Source organism: Epilithonimonas hispanica (assembly GCF_003385395.1).
In the GTDB taxonomy this organism is placed as follows: Bacteria; Bacteroidota; Bacteroidia; order Flavobacteriales; family Weeksellaceae; genus Epilithonimonas; species Epilithonimonas hispanica.
On the sequence record NZ_QNUG01000056.1, the window covers coordinates 1 to 14,245 of the forward strand.

Here is a 14,245-nt window from a genome sequence, read left to right on the forward strand (position 1 = left end):
AAAAATTTAGAAGCAACTTCAGAGGAGTTAGGGATCGGGCGTTTTTTCTATTCAGACTACAAAACATTTTTGCTTAAACACAAGTTTTGGTACTGATCCCTTTTTTCCTTTTCAGATTATCCCAAATTTTTGCGTAGTCCCCAACTTTTGATACTGATCCTGTTTTTTTAGCCCAATCTGAACTTACATAAAACAAAAAATGCTTTAAAACATACGTTTTAAAGCATTTTGAACGATTCTGTATTCACAGTTGCGATCCGGACGGGACTCGAACCCGCGACCTCCGCCGTGACAGGGCGGCATTCTAACCAGCTGAACTACCGGATCAATTTTTTGAAGATAAAATTGTAAATCTTTTGCGATCCGGACGGGACTCGAACCCGCGACCTCCGCCGTGACAGGGCGGCATTCTAACCAGCTGAACTACCGGATCAATTTTTTGAAGATAAAACTGTAAATCTTTTGCGATCCGGACGGGACTTGTTATTTTTTCAAAAAAGCCCTATCCATAAGCTTTATATTGTTCTCTTGTCTAAGAGGTCACCGAATAGGTCACTTTTTTAAACAATCTAGAGATCGTCGTTTTTACTGTTGCAAAGATATAGATTTATTTATTTTTTGCAAATAAATTTGATCTTTTCTTTCGCAACATATTATAAACAATAGATTTTCAGATACTAAAATTTAAAAAGCATACGAGTCAATCAACCAAAGAAATCTTCCTGAGCTTTTTTTCTACAGCTAGATTATTTTTCAAAGCTAAAAATCCTTCCTTAAGATCCAGATAAGGAAAACCCGTTTCGTGGTTTTTTCTACTGATTTCTGCCATTATTTTCCAGTGTTTGGTGATTTCTTTCCAAGCAAAAAATAAGGAGTGTTTTGGGTCGTACATATGTGTTGGTTCGCTTTTAGCACCGTTTATTTCTATGATTTTAAAGCTTGTACCTTCTTGTAATAGTTCCAAATTTTCATGCATAACATCAAGCCTTCCGAAATAAAAACCATTCACTTTTGTACAAATTTCATCTATTTTTTGCTCTAATTTTCCAGTAACTTCACTTGAAACATCAATAAACTTTGCACCCCTCGTATGACTTCCAAACGGAATGAGAATAATTTCCTCATTTTCAGGAATTATTTCCTGCATCCCATTTACCATTTTTTGTTCTATGGCTTTGATTTGGAAGGCACTTCTCGGATTTTCCAGCACCAGTTCTCTCAAGGTTTTTTCACCATTTCCTTTTACGGATAGAAATTCTTTTTTCACCATTCCTGTGATTTTTCCTGATTTTTGGTCTGGAAATCTGTGGTAAAAAATGCCGACTTCATTCTGATAATTTATTTTTTCCTGAATCAGAAAATCGCAATCGCTGTTGTTCTGATAATCTTCCAATTCATTTAAATCTTCGAGCTGAACAACTCCTAAACCTTTCAATCCGATGTTTGGTTTTACAATAACAGGAAAGTTAATGACTTGTGATTTTAATTCAGATAAAATCTTCTGAAATGGGATTTCTGAGGAAGCAAAAATGGTTTTCGGAATCCAGTTTTTGGGAATCAAATCGTAGATTTCTTTTTTGCTTTCCATCGCCATTCCGCCATATTTTATAGAAGGATTCGCACCGTGGAAGAACAACAGTGTTCTTGCTTTATATGCACAGTACAGCCAAACCGGAAAAAGCGGCAGGTAAATGGAAAAAGTAGACCAGTATTCCCAATGTGCAATTTTATGAAGGCGATGTTTGAGTTTCATTTTTAATGGAAATTTTTTCGGGTTTTGAATCTGGGTTCAGTCGGTCGTAATGTTTCAGTGTCATTTCATCGGAAATAACGAGCTGTGTCGTACTGATGGTTTGTATCGTATTTTGCCTTTTGATAGTAATTCCGTTTTCCAGATCATCGGTTTTCTGATGGTGGAAATCTAAAATATCTTCATCGGAAATCTTCTCGTTTTGCAGAAATTTCTGAAAAATTTGTTCCCTTTTTTCTCTTGCCGATTTATCATACAATGTTGCGGAAGACCAAATATGTGGACAATTTATATCTAACATTTTAAAATATTTTCCACTTCCATCCCAACGAAATTCTGCCAGTTGGTTTTCCTGAAAAATGACCAGTGTAAAAGGTTCAATGTTTTCCAAATCAATTAATTCCATTGACTTGAAAATGTTCTCTTCCTCTATCAAATCCAAAACAATCAGTCCTCGGCTTTTCTGGTAATTCGTTTTTTCCGGATGATTTTCAAAAGCACCGTTTAATAAAATTAGGGCATTTCCGCTTTCGGAAACCGCAAACCAAGTTCCGTTTTTGGTGGCATCTTTCGGATAAAAAACACCTTTTTCACTATGGATTTCTTGTGCAGAACGATTGGGTTTTTCGTCCCGGTTGGAAGTCAGAACAATTTTATTTTTAAGCGGAAAATACGTTACAGTACACATTTAGTTTAAATTTTGAGTTTCTCTGTATTGAATCGTTGAAGGGGCAATTCCGAAATTTTTGTTGAGTAAATGACTCATTTTCATTTCATTAAAAGCTACTTTTATCAATGCTTGATGATGAATGCAATGCTCAATATTGTACAATAATTCCCGATAGAAATTAGTCGGAATTTCTAAAGAAACAGTTCCTACGGTTTGCTTTAAAATTAAATTTTTGTTCGGCAAATCGATGTTGGAAAGTATTTCGAAAATCACTTCCATCGCTTTTTCAGGATTTTTTTCTAATTCCAGATTTCTTTGTCTTTCGTCATAATTAATCTGATTCGTATGATAAGAGTTCCGTAAAATTTCCAGAAACTCAATAATGTGTCTCGTGTGTCCACCAATCGTAGAATTGTCTAAAGATGGAATTTGATGAGTGTATATTTCTGTTGAAACTTTTTGCAAAAGCTCTTGTTGCTCGGTAAGAATCTCGTGTAAGATGACATAAACCGATTCGTCTTTATTCATACTTTAGCTTTTTTAAATTTAAACAGAAGAATTACACAAAAAACAAGAACGGTAAGCGCAAGATAAAATAATTTTCCGCCATCGTCATTGGTGTCAATTCCTAGAATGAAAATGTGTGAGGCAATTGCTCCAATCATCGTTACAAATCCCAGAACAGCTCCCCAAAAAGTGGTTTTCGGGTTCAGAATCAAAACTGCAGTGATGAGTTCCAGAATACCTGAAAAAATTCTTCCAAATGGTTCTGCGTGAAGTTTAGAAAAAATAGCAACAGAATCAGGATGTGCCGTAAACTTAAAATACAATGTTTGCAGTAAAATAACGGCGGGAATTAATCTTAATGCCCAATTGATATAGTTTTTCATCGTTTTATAATTATTTTTTTTCTAATAAGGCGTAAGAAAACAGATGATTGTATTGTTGACAATGAACGACTGCGTATTTGTACTCATCGAAGTTTACGGAACCCGTAAAAGTGTAGGTTTGTCCGCCGTTCACAGATTTTAGCAAGCCCAAAGAAATAAACTGCGACGGTTCCTGTTCTTTGCTTACATAAACGTATAAATCCGGACCGTTGCTAACCGTGAAACCATCATTAAAAACCAAAGTATAAATTCCGTTTTTTTCATAGATTTCGGCTTTTCCGTTGACGTTATTTCCGTAAGGTCCCTGAATAAAATTTCCGGAATATTTCAGAGTAGCATTTTCGGGAGCCATTTCCATTAAATCTTCTGTTGCGGTGTTTTCTCTGATGCAGGAAACTAAGAGAAGAGAAGAGAAAATAAAGGTGATCATTGTTTTCATCATTTTAATTTTTTAGTAATAATTAATTGGTCAGTTTCTTCCAGTTTTGGTCTGCGCTTTTTTTCAGTTTGACTTCGTTCTTATTCCACGAAGTCAGCGTATTGTTGAAGAATTTATTGTAGAACAGATGCGTTTTTCCGTCAATTATTTTAAAAGTCGTAGGATTGATTTCCACTTTTTCGCCATAATCTCCCAATGCAAAAGCGCACCAACCGCCGTAAACAGGTTCGTATTTGGCTGGATCTTTTTTGAGGAGTTCTTTGTTCTTTTCCGAAGAAGTATAATAAATGGCTCCGTTTACATTAACTGCGAATTCTTTTTTACCTTTTACCGCTTTTTTCTGTTCGATGTAAGAAACAGGATCATACCCCTGAATTGCCAGTTTGTTTTCTAAATTTCGGTGTTCATTTTTTTGAGCCAATACAAAAAAAGGAAGCAGAAAAACGAGAATGAGTGTAAATATATTTTTCATAATTTTTAAATTAAAGTTGTTTTAAAATATCTTCCAATGAAGCTCTTTCTTTATAATCAGGATTGAAATGTCTCCAGATAATTTTTTGATTTTCATCTAAAATGTAGGTCGCAGAAACTGGTAATCTTCCAGACTCATCGGAACGGCTTTTCTTGAAATCATCTCCTAAATGTTTTTCGTAGAAATCAATCGTTTTCTTTTCTGGTGTGTAAAGCACATCAAAAAGTTCAGCAATTTTGTAGTTTTCATCATACAAAACGGAATATGAGGTTTTGGTTTTGCTGATGGTTTTCTCTATAAATTCAGGCTTTTCGGGAGAAATGATTACCAATCTTGCGTTTTTAGATTGTAATTCGGGAGCAAGATTTTGAAGACTTTCGATGTATTTGTTACAGTACGGACACCATTGTCCACGAATGAAAACCAGCACGGTTTTCTTTTTTTCTGCCGACAAGGAGAAGTTTTTGTTAAATTGATCTTTTGCTGTAAAATTGGAAATAGTTTCGCCCACCATTTTTCCCTTTACCTCATCTAATGTTGGTGTTTCTTTATTTGCGGATTTCTTTTTAAGAACCGATTGTCCTACATTCAGAAATTGAGTTGTGTTGTAATATCCATATTCGTACTGCACCAATTCGCCGTTTTGGTCTAGGAAAAGAAAGGAAGGATAATTAACAATTTTGAATTTTTTTGCAAGTTCTGTCCCTTCTTTTTCAGCATCAATATAAAGGCTGATGAAATTTTTATTGAAAAATTCTCCCAGTTCAGGATTCGGAAACGTATTCTTTTTCATCAGTTTGCACGGACCGCACCAAGTTGTGTACAGATCGATGAAGATGAGTTTATTTTCCTGTTGTGCCAGTTTTTTGGCTTCATCTAAATTTTTAGCCTGAAAATCGATTCCGGTTTTGCTTTGTGCGGAAAACGAAATGGCAACTAAGAAAAAGAATGTATAAATTATTTTTGTGAACATAAGATAAAGTATTTACTATGAAGTTCCCAAAAACAAAAAAAATCACCCTGTGAAAAGGTGATTTTTTTAACAATTCTATTTAAAGTATTGATAATCAGTTTAAAAATTATCTTATTTTTTTTATTTTCCGGATTTGCTCTACACATTTATGCTTTTGGTTTTGCGCATTGTGCTTGCTGGAATACTTGTATTTTTCCTGTATTTCTTCGATATTTTTATTCTTCATAAAAATATCCTGGATGAGGTTTTGGCAGTGCGATGAGATTTCATTAATATAATCATTGAGTTTGTCCCAATAATCTCTCTCGTTTTCTATAGCTTGGTTGATTTCTTCTTTGTTTTCAAAATAATAGCTTTCGTGAATTTCCACAAAAAAGTTTCGGTTGCGTAATTTTTTCAACCACAGGTTTTTAGAAATTCCGGTGACGTAATTGGCAAGACAGGTGTAAGCTTTGAAATCATCATCGTACAATTTCTCATACAAAATAATCAAAGCATCCTGAAAAACATCTTCCGCATCTTCCAGATTTCCTTTGTTTCCAAGAACAAATTTCCGTGTATAGCCAAAATATTTTTGATACAGAACACCAAAGGCAACATTATTGTCTTTCTGGAAATCTTCCACTGCTAAGGCGTTTGTTGTTCTCTTATTCATATCAATTGATAAGTTTGAAAATACAAAATATTTTTCTTAATGGCGACACGTATTAATTATGTTTTTTAACGACTTTAATTAATTCCTATCTAAGCATTCTTAATAGCAATTATTAACGGAATGAATTGATTAAATCAACTTAATGCTTATAAGAATTAATAAAATCTTCTATTCTATGTTTTTATTCTTCTTCAATCAAAATTAAAATCTAAAGAATAAGCCTGACTCCTCCAAGTTCATCAACTCTGTAACTGAATTTTTCCCCGGGACTGCTGATAAACATGAAGTTCTTTGGGATTCCCCATTTGTTACTAAGCTCTTCCACAAGTTCAGGCGTAAAGTTGCCCAAAATGGTAATATACTCCATATCGACCTCAGGATAGGCACGGTCCAAAGTGTCAAAATCAGCGAGGAATTTTGGATCCGGTTGCTGTTGTTCTTTTAATACCGTAACGATCTTCATCTTGTTTGTCACCTCATTTTCGTGCAGGTACATCATCACCTTATTAAGGGTTGCTATATCATCACCTTTTGAGAAGAAAACAAAATCCTGCTCATAGAGTTTTTTCAGGCTTCGGTACAAAGATCTTTGTCTTGTGAGCGTGTATTTTTTATAGTTCTTCGACAGCGACTGCAGCAGATTAACAATAAAATGCATAATATCCTTTCGCAGCAGCATAGCCAAAATGATCAGTACCGAAGGAATAAAATATTGCAGAAAGGTGACAAGATATTGTGGCTTGGTCATGATGTTCCCATATAAAGCAATGATTATGGCTGCAAAAGCCAACAGCACAACTCCGGGTTTGGCGTATTCCGGACGTGGCAGACGAGACCTTCTGAGTTTAAGCAGGATATTTCCTAACGCAAATGATGCCATGACAGTCAGGAAAGACAGGGCATAAACAGCGGCAAGTGGTGCCAATTGTCCTCTGGTCACCAATAGCACTGAAAGACATAACAGAAAGAAAAGGATCAGGATCCTGTATGTACTGCCCCTTTTATTTTCCTTCAGAAAATAATTTGGTAATATTCTATCCAAAGTCATCCTTTTGATAAGACCATTGACCCCAACAAATGAAGTTAATACCGCACCACTTAAAACAGAGACCGCATTGATCGAAATGATCGTAGCGAGCCATTTTCCACCAGTCAAAGTCCCAATATAACTTAAGAAAGAATTTTGGTGTGATTCTACTGCCGATATGGGAATGATGCATATCACAAGAAATGCAATCATCGGGTTTAGCACTGATACTGCGATCCACATATTTCTTAATGTTTTCGCAAAAACACCTCGCTCCTGCTCCTCCACAAAATTTGAAGAGCTCTCAAAGCCTGAGATCCCAAGCATAGCAGCTGAAAATCCAAAGAAAATAGCGGTTAAAATACTTCCATTTCTGGCAGGAAGATGGAAATTGTCGATCAATATTGAGAATCCGTGCTGCCAGACAAAGAAAAAGCAGGAACCAATTAACAGTCCCATTGTTGCAAGATGGAAAACAAAAATGACCAGGGCAACCACTGCACTTTCAGAAATTCCTAAAATAGTCAGCTCTAAAAATATGAGCAAAAGCACGAATGTTGCTATATTCACATTGAAATATGGCAAAATATGATGTAGGTAGTGCATCGCCTCGCTTGAGGAGATTACTGCCGTTGCCATGTAAGATAATATGGTAAGACAGGCTGCAATAGACGCATTACTTTTCGTTGTAGTATTTAACAATACGTTATATGCACCACCATTGAGGGGCAATGCTCCGACCACCTCGCCATAGATCTTTCTGAATAGAAATAGTACCACGGCCACCATCAAAAGAGCGACCCATGCATACTGACCTGCCGCTACAATAGCCAGAGCCGAAACATACAGACAAGATGAAGTTATATCATTGCCGCAGATCGCAGTGGCATACCATTCACTAAGCTTTTTTGTTGACATTTTTTTATAGATTAATGAGATTTCAAGCGTATAATATTAAACAAATTAATTTTAAAACGTTCATTCTTTTCTGATAATTAACTTTAAAATTACAATTGACCACATATGACATATTCTTTTTAATTCTTTACAAATTTCCGAGCTAAATATCTAAGTATATTAAAAATAACTTTCGCAATGTTCCTCTATTTTTCCCTTTAGTATTCATAAATTTGCAGTTATCTATATTAAATAAACTATGATCAAAAGTTACCCCACAAAGCCGATCGACAAGATCACACAGCCCGTTCAGCGATTTATCCAACAGGAAAAGTCGGGAGGATTACTTTTAGGGATCAGTGTGATCATTGCTTTGATTTTGGCCAATTCAGCATTATCCGATGGCTACCATCATTTTCTGGAGCAGACCTTTGGATTTCAATGGAATGGGGAAAGTTTTTTCGATTTTACCGTCCATCACTGGATCAATGACGGATTGATGTCTGTTTTCTTTTTCGTGGTGGGGCTTGAGCTTAAACGGGAGATAATCGGTGGGGAGCTTTCCAATCCGCGAAAAGCCATGCTTCCGATAGTTGCGGCAGTTGGGGGAATGGTAATGCCGGCATTGATCTTCCTGCTACTCAATACGACCGGGGAAATGCACAAAGGTTGGGGAATACCTATGGCCACGGATATTGCTTTTGCATTGGGCGTGCTTTTTCTGTTGGGAAAGAAGATCCCACTTTCCCTCAAGGTATTTTTAACTGCCTTGGCAATTGTGGATGATTTGGGAGCAGTCCTGGTAATCGCATTTTTCTATACATCGAACATTGAAATGACGTATTTGCTGATAGGACTTGGCATTCTTGCAGTGATGTACCTGGGGAATAAGCTTGGCGTCAGATCGATCCTTTTTTTCGCATTCCTTGGCATCTGCGGTGTATGGACATGCTTTGTAATTTCAGGCGTTCACGCCACGATCGCTGCTGTCTTGGCTGCTTTTACCATTCCGGCAGATGTGAAGATCAAGGAAAATCTGTTCATCGCCAAGATCAGCAGCTATCTGGAAAGGTTTAAAAATTTAGACCCTACTGAAAATACACCTACATTGACCAACGACCAGCTGCATGTTCTGGAAAAGATCAATGAGGCGACAAATGCCGCCACTCCGCCCCTTCAGATATTGGAACACGCGATGCATCCCGTTGTAACTTTCGTTATCATCCCGATCTTTGCAATAGCCAATGCCGGAGTTTCCCTGAATATTGATCCTAACAGCCTTTTTGATACAAATATTGCGCTTGGTGTGGCCTTAGGCCTACTTATAGGAAAAGTTGTAGGTGTTGTAGGCTTCACTGCTGTTTTTATTAAACTAAAAATTGCCCAATTACCTGAGGGAATGAATATCCGCAATCTGCTCGGACTTGGTTTTCTGGCATCCATTGGATTTACGATGTCCCTGTTTGTGACCTCCCTTGCCTTTAGCCACGAAGAATACCAGACACAGGCAAAGATCGGCATATTTGCAGCCTCCTTGATCGGAGGAATTATAGGCTATATGATCCTCAACAAAGATTCTAAACCAACTCAAACCGATGAATAATATTTTTAATTTTATTAATCTTCACAATGGTGAGGAGAGAAAAGACAAAGTATTGGAAAACGTTACTTCCAATATATCTTTTCGAGGCTCCAATCTCTGGATCCTGGCTTGTGCGATCATCATCGCATCAATCGGTCTTAACGTCAATTCCACTGCGGTCATTATTGGGGCTATGCTTATCTCTCCATTAATGGGTCCGATCGTAGGTGCTGGATTTGCGCTTGGGACCTATAACTTTCCTCTGCTCAAGAAATCTTTTAAGAACCTTCTTATCGCAACGGTGGTGAGTTTATTGGTTTCAGGATTCTACTTTTACATAAGTCCCTTCAAGGATGTACAGTCAGAACTTTTGGCAAGGACTGCACCCAACATCTACGATGTTCTTATCGCTTTTTTTGGAGGACTGGTAGGTGTCATAGCCATAACAAGGGTAGAAAAAGGAAATCCTATTCCGGGTGTTGCCATTGCAACGGCATTGATGCCTCCCCTGTGTACGGCCGGATTTGGTCTTGCTACTTTTAATTTTTCTTATTTCATCGGCGCATTCTATCTTTACAGTATCAATTGCTTTTTTATATGCATTGCTACTTTTCTTGTCGTGAAATATCTGCATTATCCTTCCTCTATTGTCGACAACAAATATGAAAAAAGGATCAGGTACAGCATATCTCTGTTAATACTGGTAATGATCGTTCCCAGCTCGTATTTAGCCTACAACCTGTATAATGAAAAGAAATTCACGAAGACCGCAGAACTTTTCCTCCAAAAAGAATTTGAAAAAAATGGATATACATTGATCTATAAAAAGATAAATTACAACGTCAATCCCAAGACCATCGACGTTGCATTCCTTAATAAAAAATTCACTACTGAAGAGATCAAGTCTTACAACAAGATGCTCTCTGATAACGGGCTTGCAAACACAAAGATCAACATCAGGCAAAACAATTCCGATCTGAAATCAGAGATACTGAGTGAGATCAACAAAAACAATACAAACCTATCAGAGAAGGACATAGCATTATCCAGCCTGCGGTCAGAACTGGATAATTATAAAGTTTCAGACTCCACACTGGGGAAAGAGATACAAATCCTATATCCGGATATGTCCGGTGTTTCCTACGGAAAGATAGCCCAATATCCCGAAACGGACAGTGCCAGGCTCCAATTTGTGATGATCTACTCGGGAAAGAAAGTGAATGAAATACAGCTCAAAAGCTGGCTTGAAAAAAGGCTGAATGAGAAAAATGTCAAACTTTTAAATATTTCTGAAAACTAGATTGAAATATAGTTGAAAAATGCCATTCCAAAATTGGAATGGCATATTTCCAATTGATAGATTTTAAGATAACATATCTTGAGTCTGAGCGAAAAAGTAAGGTCGCAGGATGTCATCAAAATTATACAATCCTTTCAGTTTGCCTTTAAGGTTCTCAGCGACAAACAATGCACCACTTCCAAATGCTTCCCGTGATATGGATTCGTGGACAAGTCGAACGGTCTGGTAGGGAAACCCAAAGATAACTTCGTGTTTTCCAGCGATACCGCCAGCCCTGACAGAATTGATGCTTTCTGTCTCTATATCCAGAGTTTCCGCAATTTTCATCGCTGTTCCCGACACGCCGGATTTGGCTTTGAAGTGTTCCTCGACCACTTCAATATCAACACCAGGCGCTATATTTTTTAACAGCGATGCCGCAAAGAGCAGGTAGTTGACGCCTAATGTGATGTTTGGCGACCAAAACACCACAGTGTCCCTTGCAAGTTCTTTCAGAACCTTGATCTCATTTTCTCCGTAATGCGAAATGGCTGAGATGATCTTGATCTTTTTACGGGCTGCGAACTTGCCATAAAGATGAATGCTTTCTTCGTTGGAAAAATCAGTAACAAAGTCTACAGGATGATCCTCAAATAATGTTTGAATGTCCGTGCTGCTTTGAGAATAGATCAATGCGTCATCCGTTGATGATATTCCAAGAATATCTTTTGCAGAAAGCTTATTCAGAGTATCAGTTTTCTTCAGAACCCACTCCAATGAAAAATCCTCGTGCTGAAGAATAACATTTGCAACCGCTTTACCTGCCTTCCCAAATCCTAATAATCCTATTTTCATAATTACAATTTTTATATTTTTAATTGATGATTTCGAATAATTGACCGTAGTAAGATACAAAAAAAATGAAAGATCGTTTTCTACCATACTTTTAGGATACAGATCTTATTGATTTCGCAGATATAGAGATGCCTATCCCATAAGCTTTTGGTATATTTGCAATAACCCTAAAAATTGCGCATTCTAATCAAGATCCTAGCGCAAATAAAAGCGATTATAGTAAGTGAATATCAACAATAAAAAAAGATATATAAGTTTTCTCAGGTTCAAGAGGGACTTCCAAAAATATGGACTTGAAAAGGCCCGCAGCTATGAATTGATCCTCCACTGGCTCAACAACAGGCTCAGCCGCAGCCAGTTTTTACTTCTCTCCGGAATTCTAGTGGGCTGTACAGCAGGTCTGGCTGGTGTCCTGCTGAAAACAATAGTACACAATATCCATTTCTTTATCACGAACAAGGTTCATTTTGAATATCAGATCCTGTTCTATATCATTTTTCCTTTTTTGGGAATCGTATTGACAACCAGCATCGTATTGACGATATTCAAAGGACAGGACAGAAAAGGGATAGGCGCCATATTGTATGAGATCGCTCAGAATTCGAGTATCGTCTCATCCGTTAAGACCTATTCACAAATTGTCCAAAGCGCGATAACCGTAGGCCTCGGAGGATCTGCCGGTTTAGAAAGCCCTATCGCTGTGACTGGTGCTGCCATTGGTTCCAATTATGCGCAGACTTACCGCCTGAATTACAAGGAACGAACACTACTTTTGGCAGCCGGAGCCACAGCTGGTGTTGCCTCGGCTTTCAACGCTCCTATCGCAGGGGTCATGTTTGCCTTTGAAATCCTACTGACAGGCGTGGTCTTTACGGATTTTATCCCGCTGGTAGTTGCTGCGGTATGTGGTAGCCTCTTATCCAGAATTCTGCTTCAGGAAGATATCCTTTTTAGGTTCCATACCAGAGAAGCATTTGATTACAGGAATCTTCCCTACTATCTTATATTAGGTATTGTCACAGGACTGTATGCAAGATATTTTTTAATGGTTTCCCAAAAGGTAGAGCATTTTATAAAAGGTTTGAAAATGTCCAGATTGCGGAAGGCAATGCTGGGCGGTGCCATCCTATCGTTACTCTGCGTGCTTTTTCCGCCACTATTCGGCGAAGGGTATGACACAGTCAAGGCCTTTACCAATGGCAGTACAAACTCGATCATTGAAAACAGTCTCTTTAGATACTTTGATATCAAAGAATAGACGATCATTGTATTTCTGGTTTGTGTATGTCTGTTAAAAGCTTTTGCAACATCTTTCACCATTTTCAGCGGTGGAAATGGAGGTAATTTTGCACCATCACTTTTTGCAGGAGGAACCGTCGGATTTTGATTTGCCGTAATCTGCCAGCAGATCGGCTTTAAGGACGTTCCTGTATCAAACTTAGTTCTGGTAGGAATGGCCGGTGCGATGAGTGGTGTCCTTTACGCCCCGCTAACTGCCATCTTTCTAATTGCTGAGTCCAGTTTTGGATACGACCTTTTTATACCTTTGATGATCGTTTCAGTGATCTCCTATCTCATTGCAAAATGGTTTTCACCAATATCCCCAGAACTAAAATCTTTGGCCGACCAGGGTAAGATTTTTACGAATCAGCATGACGAGAATCTTCTTTTCTCACTCCATACAGAAGATTTCATTGATAGATATTCCCAAACAATTAATGAAAATGCTTCAATAGAAGAATTGTCTGATTTAGTTAAGAACGGGAACAAGAATTTTTTTGCAGTTATCGATAATGATAAAAAGTTGAGAGGTATCTTAACTTTAGACGATATCAGACCTTATTTTTTCAATGATGAAAATTATTTGCCGCTTACGATAACAAAAATAATGAGAGCCCCGGCAGCTTTCATCCATCCCGAAGATAAGCCGAGAGAGATTCTCCAGGTCTTTGACAATACGGGTACGTGGAGCTTGCCTGTCGTCGATCAGCAGAATATCTTCCTTGGGTTTATTTCGAAATCATCGATTTTAATGAGTTACAGGCAGTTGCTGAAAGGATACTCCAATTAAACATTACTATCAAAAGGATCTTAAATTATGTACCTATTAGTAGACAATTGGAGTAGGAATGAATTTTGTTATGATTGAGAAAAAAAATGGAAGGAAAGCAATTATTTAATTACGAAGACAGCGAAAGTAAAGATAATTCAGCTGAAGACAGACAGAAACCTGATGTCAATATTTTTTTAAAAGTCATTCAAATTATCTTGAGCATCATCTTAGACGCAATGCATGTTTAAAAATTTAAATATTTCATATTGGTTTATTGGAGGGCTTATCATTTGGGGAATTATCGCATTACTGAGAAGGAATGGAATAATCGTACCTCTCAATGATCATCTTACTGATCTATACAGTGTCCCTATGTTCAGCTATACTACAATGAAAATCATGAAGCTCACCTATTATCCGGATTGGAGACCGGATCTGAAGTTTTTGCTGGGAGCAGCACTTAATCTGACCATTGTATTTGAAATTATATGTCCGTTACTATCAGCAAGATATACAGCTGATTTTATGGATATTATCTGCTACTTTTCAGGTGCGCTAATATATCATTTAGTATTACAGAGAATTTATTATGTAGATTCAAAATTGGATATGCAAATAAAAATTCCAGTATAAGTTAAGCTACATTTTGATAAATTTTGTTTTGATTGTTAAACTCTTCAATAGTTTGATAATTCAAAGCACT

The 14,245-nt window shown here is 37.3% G+C and carries 15 protein-coding genes, 2 tRNA genes and 1 pseudogene; 6 read left to right on the plus strand and 12 right to left on the minus strand.

Annotated features, from left to right (window positions below; genetic code table 11):
- Positions 1-253 precede the first annotated feature (253 nt).
- The 11 genes from DRF58_RS16310 to DRF58_RS16360 form a co-directional block, all read right to left on the minus strand.
- Positions 254-327, minus strand: a tRNA-Asp gene (locus tag DRF58_RS16310).
- A 32-nt stretch (positions 328-359) separates the two neighbouring features.
- Positions 360-433, minus strand: a tRNA-Asp gene (locus DRF58_RS16315).
- 267 nt (positions 434-700) lie between these two features.
- Positions 701-1,753 (minus strand): ATP-grasp domain-containing protein, encoded by a 1,053-nt coding sequence (locus tag DRF58_RS16320; protein ID WP_034976046.1) that lies wholly within the window; start codon positions 1,751-1,753, stop codon positions 701-703.
- Positions 1,728-2,438, minus strand: a complete 711-nt coding sequence (locus DRF58_RS16325; RefSeq protein ID WP_116036943.1) for an NRDE family protein — start codon at positions 2,436-2,438, stop codon at positions 1,728-1,730. The genes DRF58_RS16320 and DRF58_RS16325 overlap by 26 nt, the downstream gene beginning before the upstream one ends.
- On the minus strand, positions 2,439-2,948 hold the full coding sequence (locus tag DRF58_RS16330) for a hypothetical protein (RefSeq protein WP_034976048.1): 510 nt from the start codon (positions 2,946-2,948) through the stop codon (positions 2,439-2,441).
- Positions 2,945-3,310 (minus strand): DoxX family protein, encoded by a 366-nt coding sequence (locus DRF58_RS16335; RefSeq protein WP_034976052.1) that lies wholly within the window; start codon positions 3,308-3,310, stop codon positions 2,945-2,947. The genes DRF58_RS16330 and DRF58_RS16335 overlap by 4 nt, the downstream gene beginning before the upstream one ends.
- Before the next feature lie 10 nt (positions 3,311-3,320).
- Positions 3,321-3,752 carry a DM13 domain-containing protein gene (locus DRF58_RS16340; RefSeq protein WP_082738247.1) on the minus strand — a complete coding sequence of 144 codons (432 nt, stop codon included), beginning with the start codon at positions 3,750-3,752 and terminating at the stop codon, positions 3,321-3,323.
- A gap of 19 nt (positions 3,753-3,771) precedes the next feature.
- Entirely contained in the window at positions 3,772-4,221 is a 450-nt protein-coding gene (locus DRF58_RS16345) for a YHS domain-containing (seleno)protein (protein WP_034976058.1), read from the minus strand.
- A 10-nt stretch (positions 4,222-4,231) separates the two neighbouring features.
- Positions 4,232-5,194 carry a redoxin domain-containing protein gene (locus DRF58_RS16350; protein ID WP_116036945.1) on the minus strand — a complete coding sequence of 321 codons (963 nt, stop codon included), beginning with the start codon at positions 5,192-5,194 and terminating at the stop codon, positions 4,232-4,234.
- A gap of 106 nt (positions 5,195-5,300) precedes the next feature.
- Complete coding sequence (locus DRF58_RS16355; RefSeq protein WP_116036947.1) at positions 5,301-5,849, minus strand: RNA polymerase sigma factor; 549 nt, start codon at positions 5,847-5,849, stop codon at positions 5,301-5,303.
- A gap of 208 nt (positions 5,850-6,057) precedes the next feature.
- Positions 6,058-7,794: an APC family permease gene (locus tag DRF58_RS16360; RefSeq protein ID WP_066436421.1), complete on the minus strand. Its 1,737-nt coding sequence runs from the start codon at positions 7,792-7,794 to the stop codon at positions 6,058-6,060.
- A 238-nt stretch (positions 7,795-8,032) separates the two neighbouring features.
- Between DRF58_RS16360 and nhaA the strand changes: the two genes are divergently transcribed.
- Positions 8,033-9,376, plus strand: a complete 1,344-nt coding sequence (gene nhaA, locus DRF58_RS16365) for a Na+/H+ antiporter NhaA (protein ID WP_116036948.1) — start codon at positions 8,033-8,035, stop codon at positions 9,374-9,376.
- Positions 9,369-10,655 carry a DUF389 domain-containing protein gene (locus DRF58_RS16370; protein WP_116036950.1) on the plus strand — a complete coding sequence of 429 codons (1,287 nt, stop codon included), beginning with the start codon at positions 9,369-9,371 and terminating at the stop codon, positions 10,653-10,655. Before nhaA ends, DRF58_RS16370 begins: the two co-directional genes overlap by 8 nt.
- A 63-nt stretch (positions 10,656-10,718) precedes the next feature.
- On the opposite strand, the gene DRF58_RS16375 is transcribed toward DRF58_RS16370, so the two are convergent.
- Positions 10,719-11,489, minus strand: coding sequence for a 4-hydroxy-tetrahydrodipicolinate reductase (locus tag DRF58_RS16375; RefSeq protein ID WP_116036953.1), 771 nt, complete (start codon positions 11,487-11,489; stop codon positions 10,719-10,721).
- A 382-nt stretch (positions 11,490-11,871) separates the two neighbouring features.
- Here DRF58_RS16375 and DRF58_RS16380 point away from each other — a divergent pair.
- The 4 genes and pseudogenes from DRF58_RS16380 to DRF58_RS16385 form a co-directional block, all read left to right on the plus strand.
- A pseudogene (locus tag DRF58_RS16380) lies at positions 11,872-13,059 on the plus strand (chloride channel protein); the annotation flags it as partial.
- Positions 13,039-13,560 carry a CBS domain-containing protein gene (locus DRF58_RS19190; RefSeq protein ID WP_262483973.1) on the plus strand — a complete coding sequence of 174 codons (522 nt, stop codon included), beginning with the start codon at positions 13,039-13,041 and terminating at the stop codon, positions 13,558-13,560. The pseudogene DRF58_RS16380 and the gene DRF58_RS19190, both read left to right, overlap by 21 nt.
- 86 nt (positions 13,561-13,646) lie before the next feature.
- A complete protein-coding gene (locus DRF58_RS18415; RefSeq protein WP_157966745.1) occupies positions 13,647-13,790 on the plus strand; it encodes a hypothetical protein in 144 nt (47 codons plus the stop codon).
- A complete protein-coding gene (locus DRF58_RS16385; protein ID WP_116036951.1) occupies positions 13,783-14,175 on the plus strand; it encodes a hypothetical protein in 393 nt (130 codons plus the stop codon). The genes DRF58_RS18415 and DRF58_RS16385 overlap by 8 nt, the downstream gene beginning before the upstream one ends.
- Positions 14,176-14,245 lie beyond the last annotated feature (70 nt).

Excerpts from the sequence above, each read along its gene's own strand:
- DRF58_RS16320 (WP_034976046.1), bottom strand. The coding sequence starts at position 1,753 with ATGAAACTCAAACATCGCCTTCATAAAATTGCACATTGGGAATACTGG.
- DRF58_RS16325 (WP_116036943.1), bottom strand. The coding sequence starts at position 2,438 with ATGTGTACTGTAACGTATTTTCCGCTTAAAAATAAAATTGTTCTGACT.
- DRF58_RS16330 (WP_034976048.1), bottom strand. The coding sequence starts at position 2,948 with ATGAATAAAGACGAATCGGTTTATGTCATCTTACACGAGATTCTTACC.
- DRF58_RS16335 (WP_034976052.1), bottom strand. The coding sequence starts at position 3,310 with ATGAAAAACTATATCAATTGGGCATTAAGATTAATTCCCGCCGTTATT.
- DRF58_RS16340 (WP_082738247.1), bottom strand. The coding sequence starts at position 3,752 with ATGATGAAAACAATGATCACCTTTATTTTCTCTTCTCTTCTCTTAGTT.
- DRF58_RS16345 (WP_034976058.1), bottom strand. The coding sequence starts at position 4,221 with ATGAAAAATATATTTACACTCATTCTCGTTTTTCTGCTTCCTTTTTTT.
- DRF58_RS16350 (WP_116036945.1), bottom strand. The coding sequence starts at position 5,194 with ATGTTCACAAAAATAATTTATACATTCTTTTTCTTAGTTGCCATTTCG.
- DRF58_RS16355 (WP_116036947.1), bottom strand. The coding sequence starts at position 5,849 with ATGAATAAGAGAACAACAAACGCCTTAGCAGTGGAAGATTTCCAGAAA.
- DRF58_RS16360 (WP_066436421.1), bottom strand. The coding sequence starts at position 7,794 with ATGTCAACAAAAAAGCTTAGTGAATGGTATGCCACTGCGATCTGCGGC.
- nhaA (WP_116036948.1), top strand. The coding sequence starts at position 8,033 with ATGATCAAAAGTTACCCCACAAAGCCGATCGACAAGATCACACAGCCC.
- DRF58_RS16370 (WP_116036950.1), top strand. The coding sequence starts at position 9,369 with ATGAATAATATTTTTAATTTTATTAATCTTCACAATGGTGAGGAGAGA.
- DRF58_RS16375 (WP_116036953.1), bottom strand. The coding sequence starts at position 11,489 with ATGAAAATAGGATTATTAGGATTTGGGAAGGCAGGTAAAGCGGTTGCA.
- DRF58_RS19190 (WP_262483973.1), top strand. The coding sequence starts at position 13,039 with ATGATCGTTTCAGTGATCTCCTATCTCATTGCAAAATGGTTTTCACCA.
- DRF58_RS18415 (WP_157966745.1), top strand. The coding sequence starts at position 13,647 with ATGGAAGGAAAGCAATTATTTAATTACGAAGACAGCGAAAGTAAAGAT.
- DRF58_RS16385 (WP_116036951.1), top strand. The coding sequence starts at position 13,783 with ATGTTTAAAAATTTAAATATTTCATATTGGTTTATTGGAGGGCTTATC.